This is a genomic window from Citrobacter sp. Cpo071, assembly GCF_030332765.1.
Taxonomy (GTDB): domain Bacteria; phylum Pseudomonadota; class Gammaproteobacteria; order Enterobacterales; family Enterobacteriaceae; genus Citrobacter; species Citrobacter portucalensis.
The window spans coordinates 316,173-334,961 of sequence record NZ_JAOWHE010000079.1; the positions used below are offsets into that span (position 1 = coordinate 316,173).

The 18,789-nt window shown below is 51.8% G+C and carries 16 protein-coding genes; all 16 read left to right on the plus strand.

Annotated features, from left to right (window positions below):
* Window positions 1-74 precede the first annotated feature (74 nt).
* The 16 genes from tsf to accA all read left to right on the plus strand — a co-directional run bounded on the left by tsf (window position 75) and on the right by accA (window position 18,703).
* A complete protein-coding gene (gene tsf / locus OGY09_RS11930) occupies window positions 75-926 on the plus strand; it encodes a translation elongation factor Ts (protein ID WP_003018551.1) in 852 nt (283 codons plus the stop codon).
* A 145-nt stretch (window positions 927-1,071) separates the two neighbouring features.
* Window positions 1,072-1,797 (plus strand): UMP kinase, encoded by a 726-nt coding sequence (pyrH, locus tag OGY09_RS11935; RefSeq protein ID WP_003018549.1) that lies wholly within the window; start codon window positions 1,072-1,074, stop codon window positions 1,795-1,797.
* 139 nt (window positions 1,798-1,936) lie between these two features.
* Window positions 1,937-2,494, plus strand: coding sequence for a ribosome recycling factor (gene frr / locus OGY09_RS11940; protein ID WP_003018547.1), 558 nt, complete (start codon window positions 1,937-1,939; stop codon window positions 2,492-2,494).
* 183 nt (window positions 2,495-2,677) lie between these two features.
* Window positions 2,678-3,874 (plus strand): 1-deoxy-D-xylulose-5-phosphate reductoisomerase, encoded by a 1,197-nt coding sequence (ispC, locus tag OGY09_RS11945; RefSeq protein ID WP_003829176.1) that lies wholly within the window; start codon window positions 2,678-2,680, stop codon window positions 3,872-3,874.
* Between the two features lie 187 nt (window positions 3,875-4,061).
* On the plus strand, window positions 4,062-4,820 hold the full coding sequence (ispU, locus tag OGY09_RS11950; protein ID WP_008786266.1) for a (2E,6E)-farnesyl-diphosphate-specific ditrans,polycis-undecaprenyl-diphosphate synthase: 759 nt from the start codon (window positions 4,062-4,064) through the stop codon (window positions 4,818-4,820).
* Window positions 4,821-4,832: 12 nt separating this feature from the next.
* On the plus strand, window positions 4,833-5,690 hold the full coding sequence (gene cdsA, locus OGY09_RS11955; protein ID WP_008786267.1) for a phosphatidate cytidylyltransferase: 858 nt from the start codon (window positions 4,833-4,835) through the stop codon (window positions 5,688-5,690).
* Between the two features lie 11 nt (window positions 5,691-5,701).
* Window positions 5,702-7,054: a sigma E protease regulator RseP gene (rseP, locus tag OGY09_RS11960; protein WP_032942403.1), complete on the plus strand. Its 1,353-nt coding sequence runs from the start codon at window positions 5,702-5,704 to the stop codon at window positions 7,052-7,054.
* Between the two features lie 29 nt (window positions 7,055-7,083).
* Window positions 7,084-9,495, plus strand: coding sequence for an outer membrane protein assembly factor BamA (gene bamA, locus OGY09_RS11965; RefSeq protein WP_032942405.1), 2,412 nt, complete (start codon window positions 7,084-7,086; stop codon window positions 9,493-9,495).
* A 122-nt stretch (window positions 9,496-9,617) separates the two neighbouring features.
* Window positions 9,618-10,103 (plus strand): molecular chaperone Skp, encoded by a 486-nt coding sequence (skp, locus tag OGY09_RS11970; RefSeq protein ID WP_003018533.1) that lies wholly within the window; start codon window positions 9,618-9,620, stop codon window positions 10,101-10,103.
* A 3-nt stretch (window positions 10,104-10,106) separates the two neighbouring features.
* The gene (lpxD, locus tag OGY09_RS11975) at window positions 10,107-11,132 is read left to right on the plus strand and encodes a UDP-3-O-(3-hydroxymyristoyl)glucosamine N-acyltransferase (RefSeq protein WP_003018531.1); all 1,026 of its coding nucleotides are present in this window, start codon (window positions 10,107-10,109) and stop codon (window positions 11,130-11,132) included.
* 103 nt (window positions 11,133-11,235) lie between these two features.
* Window positions 11,236-11,691: a 3-hydroxyacyl-ACP dehydratase FabZ gene (gene fabZ / locus OGY09_RS11980; protein WP_003018528.1), complete on the plus strand. Its 456-nt coding sequence runs from the start codon at window positions 11,236-11,238 to the stop codon at window positions 11,689-11,691.
* Window positions 11,692-11,694: 3 nt separating this feature from the next.
* Window positions 11,695-12,483: an acyl-ACP--UDP-N-acetylglucosamine O-acyltransferase gene (lpxA, locus tag OGY09_RS11985; protein ID WP_003018525.1), complete on the plus strand. Its 789-nt coding sequence runs from the start codon at window positions 11,695-11,697 to the stop codon at window positions 12,481-12,483.
* Entirely contained in the window at window positions 12,483-13,631 is a 1,149-nt protein-coding gene (gene lpxB, locus OGY09_RS11990; RefSeq protein ID WP_032942407.1) for a lipid-A-disaccharide synthase, read from the plus strand. Before lpxA ends, lpxB begins: the two co-directional genes overlap by 1 nt.
* A complete protein-coding gene (gene rnhB, locus OGY09_RS11995) occupies window positions 13,628-14,224 on the plus strand; it encodes a ribonuclease HII (RefSeq protein WP_003018518.1) in 597 nt (198 codons plus the stop codon). Before lpxB ends, rnhB begins: the two co-directional genes overlap by 4 nt.
* Before the next feature lie 24 nt (window positions 14,225-14,248).
* On the plus strand, window positions 14,249-17,731 hold the full coding sequence (gene dnaE, locus OGY09_RS12000; RefSeq protein ID WP_008786271.1) for a DNA polymerase III subunit alpha: 3,483 nt from the start codon (window positions 14,249-14,251) through the stop codon (window positions 17,729-17,731).
* A 12-nt stretch (window positions 17,732-17,743) separates the two neighbouring features.
* Window positions 17,744-18,703, plus strand: coding sequence for an acetyl-CoA carboxylase carboxyl transferase subunit alpha (gene accA, locus OGY09_RS12005; protein ID WP_003829164.1), 960 nt, complete (start codon window positions 17,744-17,746; stop codon window positions 18,701-18,703).
* Window positions 18,704-18,789: the final 86 nt, after the last annotated feature.

The following is an 18,789-nucleotide window of genomic DNA, read 5'->3' on the forward strand; positions in this document are numbered from 1 at the left end:
ATATGGCCCCCTTTTTCACTTTTAAATCTGTGCGGTTTCATGCCGGGCAGATCAAATCTTCCGAGGATTTTAGAATGGCTGAAATTACCGCATCCCTGGTAAAAGAGCTGCGTGAGCGTACTGGCGCAGGCATGATGGATTGCAAAAAAGCACTGACTGAAGCTAATGGCGACATCGAGCTGGCAATCGAAAACATGCGTAAGTCCGGTGCAATCAAAGCGGCGAAAAAAGCAGGCAACGTTGCTGCTGACGGCGTAATCAAAACCAAAATCGACGGCAACATCGCTTTCATTCTGGAAGTTAACTGCCAGACTGACTTCGTTGCTAAAGATGCTGGCTTCCAGGCATTTGCCGACAAAGTACTGGACGCTGCCGTTGCTGGCAAAATCACTGACGTTGAAGTTCTGAAAGCACAGTTCGAAGAAGAACGTGTTGCTCTGGTTGCTAAAATCGGTGAGAACATCAACATCCGTCGCGTTGCTTCCCTGGAAGGCGAAGTTCTGGGTAACTACCAGCACGGTGCTCGTATCGGTGTTCTGGTTGCTGCAACTGGCGCTGACGAAGAACTGGTTAAACAGCTGGCAATGCACGTTGCTGCAAGCAAACCAGAATTCGTTAAGCCGGAAGACGTTTCCGCTGAAGTGGTAGAAAAAGAATACCAGGTTCAGCTGGACATCGCTATGCAGTCTGGCAAGCCGAAAGAAATCGCAGAGAAAATGGTTGAAGGCCGCATGAAGAAATTCACCGGCGAAGTTTCTCTGACCGGTCAGCCTTTCGTCATGGAACCGAGCAAATCTGTTGGTCAGCTGCTGAAAGAGCATAACGCTGACGTAACTGGTTTCATCCGCTTTGAAGTGGGTGAAGGCATCGAGAAAGTTGAGACTGACTTTGCAGCAGAAGTTGCTGCAATGTCCAAGCAGTCTTAATTTTTAAAGGAGCCGCCTGAGGGCGGCTTCTTTTTGTGTCTGGCTTGTAAATTCAGCGAACCGCTATAGTGGTCATGCTGAAAAGCGACATACAATGTCGCCGGAATTAACTCATCTCATTCGTTGACAGTCTCAGGAAAGAAACATGGCTACCAATGCAAAACCCGTCTACAAACGTATTCTGCTTAAGTTAAGTGGCGAAGCTCTGCAAGGTTCAGAAGGCTTCGGTATTGATGCAAGCATCCTCGACCGCATGGCTCAGGAAATCAAAGAGCTGGTTGAGCTGGGTATTCAGGTTGGCGTAGTGATTGGTGGTGGTAACCTGTTCCGTGGCGCTGGTCTGGCGAAAGCGGGGATGAACCGCGTTGTGGGCGACCACATGGGCATGTTAGCCACCGTAATGAACGGTCTGGCGATGCGCGATGCGCTTCACCGCGCCTATGTGAACGCTCGCTTGATGTCCGCAATTCCTCTGAACGGCGTGTGTGATAACTACAGCTGGGCCGAAGCTATCAGCCTGCTGCGTAACAACCGCGTTGTTATTTTGTCTGCGGGTACCGGCAATCCGTTCTTCACCACCGATTCTGCAGCCTGCCTGCGCGGTATTGAAATTGAAGCGGATGTGGTTCTGAAAGCCACCAAAGTCGATGGCGTATTTACTGCCGACCCGGCTAAAGATCCAACGGCGACTATGTACGAACAGTTGACCTACACTGAAGTGCTGGATAAAGAGCTGAAAGTAATGGATCTTGCCGCGTTCACGCTGGCTCGTGACCACAAATTACCGATTCGTGTCTTTAACATGAACAAACCAGGTGCACTGCGCCGTGTTGTTATGGGTGAAAAAGAAGGCACGTTAATCACGGAATAATTCCCGTTGCGGCTAAATGCAGGTAATATTCCGCTTTAATGTCGCGGGATACGTCCCTCAAAATTAATCAAGACTATACTTGTCACATCTTGCGTGGCGGGTATGGTCTGACTGAAACAAGCTTTCAAGGATTCGTAACGTGATCAACGATATCAGAAAAGATGCTGAAGTACGCATGGACAAATGCGTCGAAGCGTTCAAAAACCAAATCAGCAAAATTCGCACGGGTCGTGCTTCTCCTAGCCTGCTGGATGGTATTGTCGTGGAATATTACGGCACGCCGACTCCGCTGCGCCAGCTGGCAAGCGTAACGGTTGAAGATTCCCGTACCCTGAAAATCAACGTATTTGACCGTTCTATGGGTCCAGCCGTTGAGAAAGCAATCATGGCTTCCGACCTCGGTCTGAATCCAAGCTCTGCGGGCTCTGACATCCGCGTTCCGCTGCCGCCGCTGACCGAAGAACGTCGTAAAGATCTGACCAAGATCGTACGTGGTGAAGCTGAAGGCGCGCGTGTTGCGGTACGTAACGTACGCCGTGATGCAAACGACAAAGTGAAAGCGTTGTTGAAAGAAAAAGAGATCAGCGAAGATGACGATCGCCGTTCTCAGGACGACGTACAGAAACTGACTGACGCAGCAATCAAAAAAGTTGATGCGGCGCTGGCAGAGAAAGAAGCAGAACTGATGCAGTTCTGATTCGCCTGTACGCTAAAAACGCCGCTTAGAAGGCCTGAGAAGGCTGGATGGCGGCGTTTTGCTTTTTTCTGTCTACATACTCTAAATAATTCAAGTTGCAGGAAGGCGGTGACGCCAAAGGCCGAGTAAAGCCAACGTACATGCAACTTGAAGTATGACGAGTAAAATTCTTCTGGATGTCCGATGAAGCAATTAACCATCCTGGGATCAACCGGTTCCATTGGTTGCAGTACGCTGGATGTAGTACGCCATAACCCGGAAAAATTTCGTGTTGCTGCGTTGGTGGCGGGTAAAAATGTTGCCCGTATGGTAGAGCAATGCCTGGAGTTTGCGCCTCGCTATGCGGTAATGGATGATGAAAAAAGCGCGGCACAGGTAAAAGCTGCTCTTTTGGCACAGGGTAGCCGTACCGAGGTGATGAGCGGGCAGCAGGCTGCCTGTGATATGGCTGCGCTGGATGATGTTGATCAGGTCATGGCGGCGATTGTCGGCGCAGCGGGTTTGCTGCCGACGCTGGCGGCAATTCGTGCGAGCAAAAGCATTTTGCTGGCGAATAAAGAATCTCTGGTGACCTGCGGTCGTCTGTTTATGGACGACGTGAAACGCCACAAAGCGCAGCTTTTGCCGGTAGATAGCGAGCATAACGCGATTTTTCAGAGTTTACCGCAACCTATCCAACACAATCTGGGATACGCTGACCTTGAGCAAAACGGCGTCATGTCAGTTCTGCTTACCGGGTCTGGTGGCCCATTCCGTGAAACGCCATTGCGCGATCTGGTCTCTATGACCCCCGATCAGGCATGCCGTCATCCGAATTGGTCGATGGGACGAAAAATCTCTGTCGATTCCGCCACCATGATGAACAAAGGTCTGGAATACATTGAAGCGCGTTGGTTATTTAATGCCAGTGCAAGCCAGATGGAAGTGCTGATTCACCCGCAGTCGGTTATTCATTCGATGGTCCGTTATCAGGATGGTAGTGTTCTGGCGCAGTTGGGTGAACCTGATATGCGTACACCTATTGCCCATACGATGGCATGGCCAGAACGTGTGACGTCCGGTGTTAAGCCTGTCGACTTTTGCAAACTCAGTGCGTTGACGTTTTCCGCACCTGATTACCAGCGTTATCCGTGCCTGAAACTGGCGATGGACGCGTTTGAGCAAGGTCAGGCGGCGACGACCGCACTCAATGCCGCGAATGAAATTACCGTTGCCGCATTCCTGGCGCAGCAGATCCGATTTACCGATATTGCCGATCTCAATTTATCTGTACTGGATAAGATGGATTTGCAGGAACCGCAGAGCGTTGACGACGTGTTGAAGGTCGATGCCATCGCGCGGGAAGTCGCCAGAAAAGAAGTGATGCGACTCTCAAGCTGATGATAATCCCTCTACGGAGAATCGTGCTATTTGTTAGCGTTGGGCTTCAGTGATATAGTCTGCGCCACCCGATCGCGGGTATTTGCTTTTTTTCGGTCGGGTAAGCCGTGGTTTGACACGGCTTTTTTGTGGATAGGCTTCAGTATTCCTGAGTACCGTAAATCCTTTCAGGGACTAATAACGCGTTATGTTGTCTGCAACTAAACCATTAAGCGAAAATTTGCCAGCACATGGTTGTCGCCATGTCGCAATTATCATGGATGGCAATGGCCGCTGGGCGAAAAAGCAAGGGAAGATTCGCGCCTTTGGGCATAAGGCTGGAGCAAAATCCGTCCGCCGGGCTGTCTCTTTTGCTGCCAATAACGGTATTGATGCGTTAACGCTGTATGCCTTTAGCAGTGAGAACTGGAACCGACCTGCGCAGGAAGTGAGCGCGTTAATGGAACTGTTTGTGTGGGCACTTGATAGCGAAGTGAAAAACCTGCATCGCCATAACGTACGCCTGCGTATTATCGGGGATATCAGTCGATTTAACTCACGTTTGCAAGAACGGATTCGCAAATCAGAAGCGATTACCGCCCAGAATACCGGGTTGACGCTGAATATTGCAGCGAATTACGGTGGACGGTGGGATATTGTCCAGGGAGTCAGGCAACTGGCACAACAGGTGCAGGACGGTGTGCTGCATCCTGAGCAAATCGATGAAGAGATGCTTGGGCAGCAAATTTGTATGCATGAGCTGGCTCCTGTGGATTTAGTGATAAGGACTGGGGGAGAGCACCGAATTAGTAATTTTCTGTTGTGGCAAATTGCCTACGCCGAACTTTACTTTACCGATGTTCTCTGGCCCGATTTCGATGAACAAGACTTTGAAGGTGCGCTGCATGCCTTTGCTAATCGTGAGCGTCGTTTCGGCGGCACCGAACCCGGTGATGAAAAAGCCTGATGGGGGTCGCTTTTGCTGAAGTATCGCCTGATTTCTGCTTTTGTTTTAATACCCGTTGTCATCGCGGCGCTGTTTTTGCTGCCGCCGGTGGGGTTCGCCATTGTTACGTTGGTCGTCTGTATGTTGGCCGCCTGGGAATGGGGACAGTTAAGCGGTTTTACCACGCGTACGCAGCGAGTCTGGCTGGCGGTTTTGTGCGGGCTATTGCTGGCACTGATGCTATTTTTGCTGCCAGAGTACCATCGCGATATCCATCAACCGCTGGTTGAAGTATCGCTGTGGGCGTCGCTGGGCTGGTGGGTCGTAGCGCTGTTACTGGTATTGTTTTACCCAGGGTCTGCGTCGGTCTGGCGTAATTCCAAAACATTACGCATAATTTTCGGCGTGTTAACCATTGTCCCGTTCTTTTGGGGAATGCTGGCGCTGCGTGCATGGCACTATGATGAGAATCATTATAGTGGCGCGCTATGGCTGCTGTATGTCATGATCCTCGTCTGGGGAGCGGACTCTGGTGCGTATATGTTTGGTAAGCTGTTTGGCAAACATAAGCTGGCCCCGAAGGTTTCTCCTGGTAAAACCTGGCAGGGTTTTTTTGGCGGACTCGCCACTGCGGCCGTGATCTCATGGGGTTATGGCATGTGGGCGAATCTTGAAGTTGCGCCTGTCACCTTGCTCATTTGCTCCATCGTTGCAGCCCTGGCCTCCGTGCTGGGTGACCTGACCGAGAGTATGTTTAAGCGTGAAGCAGGTATTAAGGACAGTGGTCACTTAATTCCAGGACACGGCGGTATTCTGGATCGTATTGATAGCCTGACGGCTGCGGTACCGGTCTTTGCCTGCCTGTTGTTACTGGTGTTCAGGACGCTCTAACGGATGGTCTTATGCTGAGTATTCTCTGGAATTTGGCTGCATTCATCATCGCACTTGGTGTGCTTATCACCGTGCATGAATTTGGTCATTTCTGGGTTGCACGGCGCTGCGGAGTCCGCGTCGAACGCTTTTCCATTGGCTTTGGAAAAGCGCTTTGGCGGCGTACCGATAAATCAGGTACGGAATACGTCATCGCCATGATTCCCCTCGGCGGTTACGTCAAAATGCTGGATGAGCGCGCTGAACCGGTCGCACCGGAATTGCGCCATTACGCCTTCAACAATAAAACGGTTGGACAACGTGCTGCTATTATCGCCGCGGGTCCGATTGCAAACTTCCTTTTTGCTATTTTTGCTTATTGGCTGGTGTTTATCATTGGTGTCCCTGGCGTTCGTCCGGTTGTTGGTGAAATAACACCCAACTCGATTGCTGCACAGGCGCAAATTCAGCCGGGTACGGAACTAAAAGCGGTTGATGGCATCGAAACCCCTGATTGGGATGCCGTGCGATTGCAACTGGTATCCAAAATTGGCGATGAGCATACGACCCTCAGCGTGGCGCAGTTTGGCAGTAACCAGCGACAGGACAAAACGCTGGATTTACGCCATTGGGCATTTGAGCCAGACAAAGAGGATCCTGTCTCTAGTTTGGGCATGCGTCCGCGCGGTCCGCAGATTGAACCGGTACTGTCAGAAGTGCAGGTTAACTCCGCTGCAAGTAAGGCAGGTTTGCAAGCTGGCGACAGGATCGTTAAAGTCAATGGTCAGTCGCTGACGCAATGGATGACGTTCGTGACGCTGGTGCGCGATAATCCGGATACGCCGTTAGCGCTAAATATTGAAAGACAAGGAAGTTCCTTGTCTTTAACGTTAACCCCAGATTCAAAACAGGTTAACGGTAAGGCAGAAGGGTTTGCGGGCGTGGTGCCTAAAGTTATTCCTCTGCCTGATGAGTATAAGACTGTACGCCAGTATGGGCCATTCAGCGCCATCCTCGAAGCCTCGGATAAAACGTGGCAGTTGATGAAGCTGACGGTCAGTATGCTGGGAAAATTGATTACCGGTGATGTAAAACTGAACAACCTCAGTGGGCCGATTTCTATCGCCCAGGGGGCTGGGATGTCAGCGGAGTTCGGGATTATTTATTACCTGATGTTCCTTGCGCTTATCAGCGTGAACTTAGGGATAATCAACCTGTTTCCGTTGCCCGTTCTTGACGGGGGGCATCTGCTGTTCCTGGCGATAGAAAAGCTGAAGGGCGGTCCGGTATCCGAGCGGGTTCAAGACTTTAGTTATCGCATTGGCTCTATCTTGCTGGTGTTGTTAATGGGGCTTGCACTTTTCAATGATTTCTCTCGGTTGTAAGAGAGTGTTAGGAAGAACGCATAATAACGATGGCGATGAAAAAGTTGCTCATAGCGTCGCTGCTGTTTAGCAGCGCCACCGTATACGGTGCTGAAGGGTTCGTAGTGAAGGACATTCATTTCGAAGGCCTACAGCGAGTCGCCGTTGGTGCGGCTCTCCTCAGTATGCCGGTGCGCACAGGCGACACGGTTAATGATGAAGACATCAGTAATACCATTCGTGCTCTGTTCGCCACCGGAAACTTTGAGGATGTCCGCGTCCTGCGCGATGGTGATACCCTTCTGGTTCAGGTAAAAGAACGTCCGACGATTGCCAGCATCACTTTCTCCGGTAACAAATCGGTGAAAGATGACATGCTGAAGCAAAACCTCGAGGCGTCTGGCGTGCGTGTTGGCGAGTCTCTGGATCGCACAACGCTTGCCGATATCGAAAAGGGCCTGGAAGATTTCTACTATAGCGTCGGTAAGTACAGCGCCAGTGTGAAAGCGGTGGTGACGCCGTTGCCGCGTAACCGCGTTGACCTCAAGCTGGTCTTCCAGGAAGGTGTTTCGGCGAAGATCCAACAGATCAATATCGTCGGCAACCATGCCTTCTCGACTGACGAACTTATCTCTCACTTCCAGTTGCGTGACGAAGTGCCGTGGTGGAACGTGGTGGGCGATCGTAAATACCAGAAACAGAAGCTGGCGGGCGACCTTGAAACCCTGCGTAGCTACTATCTGGATCGCGGTTATGCTCGTTTCAACATTGATTCCACTCAGGTCAGCCTGACGCCGGATAAAAAAGGCATCTACATCACCGTTAACATCACTGAAGGCGAGCAGTACAAGCTTTCTGGGGTTCAGGTGAGCGGTAACCTGGCCGGGCACTCCGCCGAAATTGAGACCCTGACGAAGATCGAGCCAGGTGAACTCTATAACGGCACCAAAGTGACCAAAATGGAAGATGATATCAAGAAGCTTCTGGGTCGCTATGGCTATGCCTATCCGCGCGTACAGTCGCAGCCTGAAATCAATGACGCCGACAAAACCGTTAAATTACGTGTAAACGTGGATGCGGGTAACCGTTTCTATGTGCGTAAGATCCGTTTTGAAGGTAACGACACTTCTAAAGATTCCGTTCTGCGTCGCGAAATGCGTCAGATGGAAGGTGCATGGTTGGGCAGCGATCTGGTCGATCAGGGTAAAGAGCGTCTGAACCGTCTGGGTTACTTTGAAACCGTTGATACCGATACTCAGCGTGTTCCAGGCCGTCCGGATCAGGTTGATGTGGTCTACAAGGTCAAAGAGCGTAACACCGGTAGCTTTAACTTCGGCGTCGGTTACGGTACCGAGAGCGGCGTGAGTTTCCAGGCTGGCGTTCAGCAAGATAACTGGTTAGGTACCGGTTATTCTGTCGGGATTAACGGCACCAAAAACGACTACCAGACCTATACTGAGTTGTCTGTCACTAACCCGTACTTCACCGTTGATGGTGTGAGCCTTGGTGGCCGCGTCTTCTATAACGACTTTGAAGCGGATGATGCAGACCTGTCCGACTATACCAACAAAAGTTATGGTACAGACGTGACGCTGGGCTTCCCGGTCAACGAATACAACACGTTGCGTGCGGGCCTGGGTTATGTACATAACAAACTGTCCAATATGCAGCCGCAGATCGCAATGGATCGTTATCTTGAGTCGATGGGACAATCCGCTGATACCAGCAGTTTTGCCGCTGATGATTTCACCTTTAACTACGGTTGGACATACAACAAGTTAGACCGTGGTTATTTCCCGACAGACGGTTCGCGTGTCAACCTGAACGGTAAAGTCACCATTCCGGGTTCAGACAACGAATACTACAAACTGTCGATGGATACCGCGACCTATGTGCCGATCGATGACGATCACAAGTGGGTTGTTCTGGGCCGTACCAAGGTAGGTTATGGGGATGGCATTGGCAGCAAAGAGATGCCGTTCTACGAGAACTTCTACGCCGGTGGTTCCAGTACCGTGCGTGGCTTCCAGTCCAACACCATTGGTCCGAAAGCGGTTTATAAAAATGGTGCCAGAACTGACTGGGACGACGGTGATAACGAAGAATGTACTCAGGCTTCAGGCTGTAAATCAGATGATGCGGTAGGTGGTAACGCCATGGCTGTCGCCAGCCTGGAATTTATTACCCCGACGCCGTTCATCAGCGATAAGTATGCTAACTCGGTCCGTACCTCCTTCTTCTGGGATATGGGTACCGTTTGGGATACGAACTGGGATCCGTCATCTGCGCCGTCGGATGTGCCGGACTATAGTGATCCGAGCAATATCCGTATGTCAGCGGGTATCGCGTTACAATGGATGTCCCCATTGGGGCCGTTGGTTTTCTCCTACGCCCAGCCGTTCAAGAAGTACGATGGAGACAAAGCGGAACAGTTCCAGTTTAACATTGGTAAAACCTGGTAACTGTTCTTCGCAAAGGAATGTAGTGGTAGTGTAGCGATGACTTTAGGCGATCTTGCATGGGATCGCCTGGCCACGCAAAGAACTGCACCTTCGGGTGCAAATGGGATGGTAAGGAGTTAATTGTGAAAAAGTGGTTATTAGCTGCAGGTCTCGGTTTAGCGATGGCAACGTCCGCACAGGCTGCTGACAAAATTGCAATCGTCAATATGGGTAGCCTGTTCCAACAGGTTGCACAGAAGACGGGTGTTTCTGCTACGCTGGAAAACGAGTTCAAAGGCCGTGCCAGCGAACTGCAGCGTATGGAATCCGATCTGCAATCTAAAATGCAGCGTCTGCAATCAATGAAAGCAGGTAGCGATCGTACCAAGCTGGAAAAAGACGTCATGGCTCAGCGCCAGACTTTCTCTCAGAAAGCTCAGGCTTTCGAGCAGGATCGTGCACGTCGTTCCAACGAAGAACGTGGCAAACTGGTTACTCGTATCCAGACAGCTGTGAAATCTGTTGCCAGCAGCCAGAGCATTGATCTGGTCGTTGACGCAAACACCGTTGCATACAACAGCAGCGATGTAAAAGACATCACCGCTGACGTACTGAAACAGGTTAAATAAGTAATGCCTTCAATTCGACTGGCTGATTTAGCAGAGCAGTTGGATGCAGAATTACACGGTGATGGCGATATCGTCATCACCGGCGTAGCGTCCATGCAATCTGCGCAAACTGGCAATATCACGTTCATGGTGAATCCTAAATACCGTGAACATTTAGGCGTATGCCAGGCGTCTGCCGTTGTGATGACGCAGGACGATCTTCCTTTTGCTAAGAGTGCGGCGCTGGTAGTGAAGAATCCCTACCTGACCTATGCACGTATGGCGCAAATTTTAGATACCACGCCTCAGCCTGCACAGAACATTGCACCCAGTGCAGTGATCGATGCAACGGCGAAGCTGGGTAATAATGTCTCTGTGGGCGCAAATGCGGTCATTGAGTCTGGCGTAGAACTGGGCGATAACGTGGTTATCGGTGCAGGTTGCTTCGTCGGAAAAAATACCAAAATCGGTGCAGGTTCACGCTTGTGGGCGAATGTGACGATTTACCACGACATCCAGATCGGTGAAAATTGCCTGATCCAGTCCAGCACTGTCGTTGGATCTGATGGATTTGGTTACGCGAACGATCGTGGTAACTGGGTGAAGATCCCCCAGCTTGGTCGCGTGATTATCGGCGATCGCGTCGAGATCGGCGCTTGTACCACCATTGACCGTGGTGCTCTGGACGATACTGTGATCGGTAATGGTGTTATCATTGATAACCAGTGCCAGATTGCGCATAACGTTGTGATTGGCGACAATACGGCGGTAGCCGGTGGCGTCATTATGGCGGGTAGCCTGAAGATTGGCCGTTATTGCATGATTGGCGGTGCCAGCGTGATCAATGGGCATATGGAAATATGCGACAAAGTTACGGTAACTGGCATGGGTATGGTGATGCGTCCTATCACTGAACCTGGCGTCTACTCCTCAGGCATTCCGCTACAACCCAACAAGGTATGGCGTAAAACAGCTGCACTGGTGATGAATATTGATGATATGAGCAAGCGCCTCAAAGCGATTGAGCGCAAGGTTAATCAACAAGACTAAAGCACCGTTTTTGCATGTCTGACTTTTCGGCCTGTCCCATTCATACGATTGCGACAGGCCGTGTTATTATTGCCTTTTAGTATATTTTGACAGGAAGAGTATTTTGACTACTAACACTCATACTCTGCATATTGAAGAGATTTTAGAACTTCTGCCGCACCGTTTTCCGTTTTTGCTGGTTGACCGCGTGCTGGATTTTGAAGAAGGTCGTTTTCTGCGCGCAGTGAAAAATGTATCCGTTAATGAGCCTTTCTTTCAGGGCCACTTCCCGGGTAAACCTATTTTCCCTGGCGTATTGATTCTGGAAGCGATGGCACAGGCTACCGGTATCCTCGCGTTTAAAAGCGTAGGAAAACTGGAACCAGGCGAACTGTATTATTTCGCGGGTATTGATGAAGCACGCTTTAAGCGTCCTGTCGTGCCTGGCGATCAGATGATCATGGAAGTGACTTTCGAAAAAACGCGCCGTGGCCTGACCCGTTTTAAAGGGGTTGCGCTGGTCGACGGTAAAGTTGTGTGCGAAGCAACGATGATGTGTGCCCGTAGCCGGGAGGCCTGATACGTGATTGATAAATCCGCCTTTATTCACCCGACCGCCATTGTAGAAGAGGGCGCCAGCATTGGTGCCAATGCTCACATTGGCCCATTTTGTATTGTTGGACCCCATGTTGAAATTGGTGAGGGTACCGTACTGAAGTCTCACGTTGTCGTGAATGGCCATACAAAAATTGGTCGCGATAACGAGATCTATCAGTTTGCCTCCATCGGTGAAGTTAACCAGGATCTTAAATATGCTGGTGAACCGACCCGTGTGGAAATTGGCGATCGCAACCGCATCCGCGAAAGCGTCACCATTCATCGTGGCACAGTGCAGGGCGGTGGAGTGACGAAGGTGGGCAGCGATAACTTACTGATGATTAATGCGCACGTCGCGCATGATTGTACGGTAGGCAACCGCTGTATTCTGGCGAATAACGCCACGCTTGCCGGACATGTTTCGCTTGATGATTTTGTTATCATCGGCGGCATGACTGCGGTGCATCAGTTCTGCATCATCGGTGCACATGTGATGGTTGGCGGCTGTTCTGGTGTAGCCCAGGACGTGCCTCCGTACGTTATCGCCCAGGGCAACCACGCGACGCCGTTTGGCGTCAATATCGAAGGTTTGAAGCGTCGTGGATTCACCCGCGAAGCGATTACCGCGATTCGTAACGCCTACAAAGCGTTGTACCGTAGCGGTAAAACGCTGGAAGAAGTGAAACCCGAAATCGCGGAACTGGCGAAACAGTATCCCGAAGTTCAGGCTTTCAGCGACTTCTTTGAGCGCTCAACGCGTGGCCTGATTCGTTAATGACTGAACAGCGTCCTTTAACGATTGCCCTCGTCGCCGGAGAAACCTCCGGCGATATTCTTGGTGCAGGGTTAATCCGTGCACTCAAGGCTCGCGTTCCCAATGCGCGCTTTGTTGGCGTGGCGGGTCCGCTGATGCAGGCCGAAGGCTGTGAAGCCTGGTACGAAATGGAAGAGCTGGCGGTCATGGGCATTGTTGAAGTGCTCGGACGCCTGCGCCGTTTACTGCATATTCGTGCCGACCTCACTCGCCGATTCACCGACTTAAAGCCGGATGTTTTCGTCGGCATTGATGCGCCTGATTTCAATATTACCCTCGAAGGGAACTTGAAAAAACAGGGCATTAAAACCATTCATTATGTCAGTCCGTCCGTCTGGGCGTGGCGACAGAAACGCGTTTTCAAAATAGGCAGATCCACCAACATGGTGCTGGCCTTTCTGCCTTTCGAAAAAGCGTTTTATGACAAATTTAACGTCCCGTGCCGCTTTATCGGTCATACCATGGCAGATGCCATGCCGTTGGACCCGGATAAAAATGCGGCGCGTGATGTTCTGGGCATTCCCCATGACGCTCACTGCCTGGCACTACTGCCAGGAAGCCGTGGTGCAGAAGTGGAGATGCTCAGCGCCGATTTTCTGAAAACGGCGCAGCTATTACGCCAGCATTATCCGGATCTCGAAGTGGTGGTGCCGTTGGTGAATGCCAAACGTCGCGAGCAGTTTGAGCGAATCAAAGCTGAAGTTGCACCGGAGCTTTCTGTACATCTGCTCAATGGGATGGGACGTGAAGCAATGGTGGCCAGCGATGCCGCACTGCTGGCTTCAGGTACCGCCGCGCTGGAATGTATGCTGGCAAAATGCCCTATGGTGGTTGGCTACCGTATGAAACCCTTCACCTTCTGGCTGGCGAAGCGTCTGGTGAAGACTGATTACGTTTCGCTACCTAACCTGCTGGCGGGAAGAGAACTGGTTAAAGAGCTGTTGCAGGAAGAGTGTGAACCGCAGGCGCTGTCGCAAGCGCTATTGCCGTTGCTGGCGAATGGTAAAACCAGCCATGCGATGCACGACATATTCCGTGAACTGCACCAGCAGATCCGTTGCAATGCTGATGAGCAGGCAGCGGATGCGGTCCTGGAGTTAGCGCAATGATTGAATTTGTGTATCCGCATACGCATTTAGTGGCGGGTGTGGATGAAGTCGGGCGCGGCCCTTTGGTTGGCGCAGTCGTCACTGCCGCCGTCATTCTGGATCCGGCTCGCCCTATTATCGGTCTTAACGACTCAAAAAAACTGTCAGAAAAACGTCGCCTGGCGCTGTTTGATGAAATTAAAGAAAAAGCGTTAAGCTGGAGCCTGGGTCGGGCGGAACCGCATGAAATCGACGAGCTGAACATTTTGCATGCCACCATGCTTGCCATGCAGCGTGCGGTTGCGGGTCTGCATATTGCGCCTGAATACGTGCTGATTGACGGCAATCGTTGCCCGGCATTACCGGTACCGTCGATGGCGGTGGTCAAAGGTGATAGCCGCGTGGCGGAGATTAGCGCCGCATCGATTCTGGCAAAAGTGACCCGTGACGCTGAAATGGCGGCGCTGGATACGGTTTTTCCACAGTATGGTTTTGCACAGCACAAAGGCTATCCAACCGCATTTCATCTGGAAAAATTGGCACTGCATGGTGCGACTGAGCACCATCGCCGCAGCTTTGGCCCCGTCAAACGCGCACTGGGACTCTCGTCCTGATTCTTGTGTCGAAGGAATCTGAAGATGTCTGAACCACGTTTCGTCCACCTACGGGTGCACAGCGACTACTCCATGATCGATGGGCTGGCGAAAACCGGACCGCTGGTGAAAAAGGCGGCCGCGTTAGGCATGCCTGCGCTGGCGATCACCGATTTTACCAACCTGTGTGGTCTGGTGAAGTTTTACGGAGCGGGTCACGGTGCGGGTATTAAGCCGATAGTTGGCGCAGATTTTCATGTCCGCAGTGAGCTGTTGGGCGATGAACTCACGCAGCTCACCGTGCTGGCCGCAAATAATACCGGCTATCAGAACCTGACGTTGTTGATTTCGAAAGCCTATCAGCGCGGCTATGGCGCAGAAGGACCGGTTATCGACCGGGACTGGTTGGTTGAGCTAAAAGAAGGTTTGATTTTGCTCTCCGGCGGTCGCATGGGCGATGTCGGACGCAGCCTGCTGCGCGGCAATAGCGCACTGGTTGACGAGTGCGTGGCGTTTTACGAAGAACATTTTCCCAATTGCTATTTCCTCGAACTGATTCGCACCGGCAGGCAAGATGAAGAAAATTATCTGCATGCAGCCGTAGCACTGGCCGAAACGCGTGGTCTACCGGTGGTGGCGACTAACGATGTCCGCTTCCTGGAAACCGGAGATTTCGACGCGCATGAAATCCGCGTAGCAATCCACGACGGGTTCACCCTTGATGACCCGAAACGCCCGCGTAACTATTCGCCGCAGCAGTACATGCGCAGCGAAGATGAGATGTGCGAGCTGTTCTCCGATATTCCGGAAGCACTGCAAAACACCGTCGAGATAGCCAAACGCTGCAACGTGACGGTGCGTCTGGGCGAATACTTCCTGCCGCAGTTCCCGACCGGCGATATGACCACCGAGGATTTCCTCGTGGCGAAATCACGCGAAGGGCTGGAAGAACGTCTCGAATTTTTGTTCCCTGACCCTGAAGTTCGTGCGCAGAAGCGCCCGCCTTACGATGAACGTCTGGAAGTTGAACTTAAAGTTATCAACCAGATGGGATTCCCAGGCTACTTCCTGATCGTTATGGAATTTATCCAGTGGTCGAAAGATAACGGCGTACCGGTAGGCCCGGGACGTGGTTCCGGCGCTGGCTCACTTGTCGCCTATGCGCTGAAAATTACCGATCTCGATCCGCTGGAGTTTGACCTGCTGTTCGAACGTTTCCTTAACCCGGAACGTGTCTCAATGCCCGACTTCGACGTTGACTTCTGTATGGAGAAACGCGACCAGGTTATCGAGCACGTGGCGGAAATGTACGGTCGTGATGCGGTTTCGCAGATTATTACCTTTGGTACGATGGCTGCAAAAGCTGTTATCCGCGACGTGGGCCGCGTGCTGGGGCATCCGTACGGTTTCGTTGACCGTATTTCGAAACTGGTGCCGCCCGACCCGGGCATGACGCTGGCAAAAGCCTTTGAAGCCGAACCCCAACTGCCGGAAATCTATGAGGCAGATGAAGAGGTTAAAGCGCTGATCGATATGGCGCGTAAGCTGGAAGGCGTCACGCGTAACGCTGGTAAGCACGCCGGTGGTGTGGTTATCGCACCGACAAAAATTACTGATTTTGCGCCTCTGTACTGCGATGAGCAGGGGCTGCACCCGGTTACTCAGTTTGATAAGAACGACGTGGAATATGCCGGTCTTGTGAAGTTCGACTTCCTCGGCCTGCGTACGCTCACCATCATCAACTGGGCGCTGGAAATGATCAACGCGCGCCGTGAAAAGAACGGTGAGCCACCGCTGGATATTGCGGCTATCCCGCTGGATGACAAGAAAAGCTTCGATATGCTGCAACGCTCGGAGACCACGGCGGTCTTCCAGCTTGAATCCCGCGGTATGAAAGACCTGATCAAACGTCTGCAGCCTGACTGCTTCGAAGACATGATCGCACTGGTGGCTCTGTTCCGCCCAGGTCCGCTACAGTCGGGGATGGTAGATAACTTTATCGACCGTAAGCATGGTCGCGAAGAGATTTCCTACCCGGACGTACAATGGCAGCATGAGTGTCTGAAACCGGTACTGGAGCCGACCTACGGCATTATCCTGTATCAGGAACAGGTTATGCAGATTGCCCAGGAGTTGTCCGGGTACACCCTTGGCGGCGCGGATATGCTGCGTCGTGCGATGGGTAAGAAAAAGCCGGAAGAGATGGCTAAGCAGCGCGGCACCTTTGAAGAAGGGGCGAAAAAGCGCGGCGTAGACGGCGAACTGGCGATGAAAATCTTTGACCTGGTGGAGAAATTCGCCGGTTACGGATTTAACAAATCGCACTCCGCAGCCTATGCGCTGGTCTCTTACCAGACGCTGTGGCTGAAGGCGCATTATCCTGCTGAGTTTATGGCGGCGGTAATGACCGCCGATATGGATAACACTGAGAAAGTGGTCGGGCTGGTAGATGAATGCTGGCGTATGGGGCTCAAAATCCTGCCGCCGGATATCAACTCCGGGCTTTACCATTTTCACGTGAATGATGATGGCGAGATTGTTTATGGCATCGGCGCGATAAAAGGCGTGGGTGAAGGACCAATTGAAGCTATTATTGAGGCGCGTAACGAAGGCGGTTACTTCCGTGAGTTGTTTGATCTCTGTGCGCGCACGGATATCAAAAAACTTAACCGCCGGGTGCTGGAAAAGCTAATCATGTCCGGGGCGTTTGATCGCCTTGGCCCGCATCGCGCGGCGTTGATGAATTCGCTCAACGATGCGCTAAAAGCCGCCGATCAGCATGCAAAAGCCGAAGCCATCGGTCAGGCCGATATGTTTGGCGTGCTGGCGGAAGAACCGGAGCAAATTGAACAATCCTATGCCAGTTGCCAACCGTGGCCGGAGCAGGTGGTATTAGATGGTGAGCGTGAAACGTTGGGGCTTTACCTGACGGGACACCCCATCAACCAGTATTTAAAAGAAATTGAGCGCTATGTCGGAGGCTACAGGCTGAAAGACATGCATCCGACAGAACGTGGTAAAGTCACCACGGCTGCGGGGCTCGTCATTGCTGCGCGGGTAATGGTCACCAAGCGCGGCAATCGTATCGGCATCTGTACACTGGATGACCGTTCCGGACGTCTGGAAGTTATGTTGTTTACCGATGCTCTGGATAAATACCAGCAATTGCTGGAAAAAGACCGCATACTTATCGTCAGCGGACAGGTCAGCTTTGATGACTTCAGCGGCGGGCTTAAAATGATGGCCCGTGAAGTCATGGATATTGACGAAGCCCGGGAAAAATATGCTCGCGGGCTTGCTATCTCGCTGACGGACAGGCAAATTGATGACCAGCTTTTAAACCGACTCCGTCAGTCTCTGGAACCCCACCGCTCGGGGACAATTCCAGTACATCTCTACTATCAGAGGGCGGATGCACGTGCGCGGTTGCGTTTTGGCGCGACGTGGCGTGTCTCTCCGAGCGATCGTTTGCTAAACGATCTCCGTGGCCTTATTGGTTCGGAGCAGGTGGAACTGGAGTTTGACTAATACAGGAATACTATGAGTCTGAATTTCCTTGATTTTGAACAGCCGATTGCAGAGCTGGAAGCAAAAATCGATTCTTTGACTGCGGTTAGCCGTCAGGATGAGAAACTGGATATTAACATCGATGAAGAAGTGCATCGCCTGCGTGAAAAAAGCGTAGAACTGACGCGTAAAATCTTCGCCGATCTTGGCGCATGGCAGGTAGCCCAACTGGCGCGCCATCCACAGCGTCCGTACACCCTGGATTATGTCCGCCTGGCGTTTGATGAATTTGATGAGCTGGCGGGCGATCGTGCCTATGCGGATGATAAAGCTATTGTCGGCGGTATCGCGCGTCTGGATGGCCGTCCGGTGATGATCATTGGTCATCAGAAAGGCCGTGAGACCAAAGAAAAGATTCGCCGTAATTTCGGCATGCCAGCGCCGGAAGGCTATCGCAAAGCGCTGCGTCTGATGGAAATGGCCGAGCGTTTCAACATGCCGATCATTACCTTCATCGACACCCCAGGGGCTTACCCGGGCGTGGGCGCGGAAGAGCGTGGTCAGTCAGAAGCGATCGCACGCAACCTGCGTGAAATGTCGCGTCTGAGCGTACCGGTAATCTGCACCGTTATCGGTGAAGGTGGTTCCGGTGGCGCACTGGCGATCGGTGTAGGCGATAAAGTGAATATGCTGCAATACAGCACCTATTCCGTTATCTCCCCGGAAGGTTGTGCTTCCATTCTGTGGAAAAGCGCCGACAAAGCACCGCTGGCCGCAGAAGCGATGGGAATTGTTGCCCCGCGTCTGAAAGAGCTGAAGCTTATCGACTCTATCATTCCGGAACCGTTAGGCGGCGCACACCGCAATCCGGAAGTGATGGCTGCGTCCCTGAAAGCACAGCTGCTGGCCGATCTCGCCGATCTTGACGTGTTAAGCAAAGACGATCTGAAAAACCGTCGTTACCAGCGTCTGATGAGCTACGGTTACGCGTAAACTACATTAATTCCGAAAAGGGCCACAACGTTGTGGCCCTTTTTTTTACCTGTGGTTTGGCCAGGCTATGATTAACTAAGGTTTTT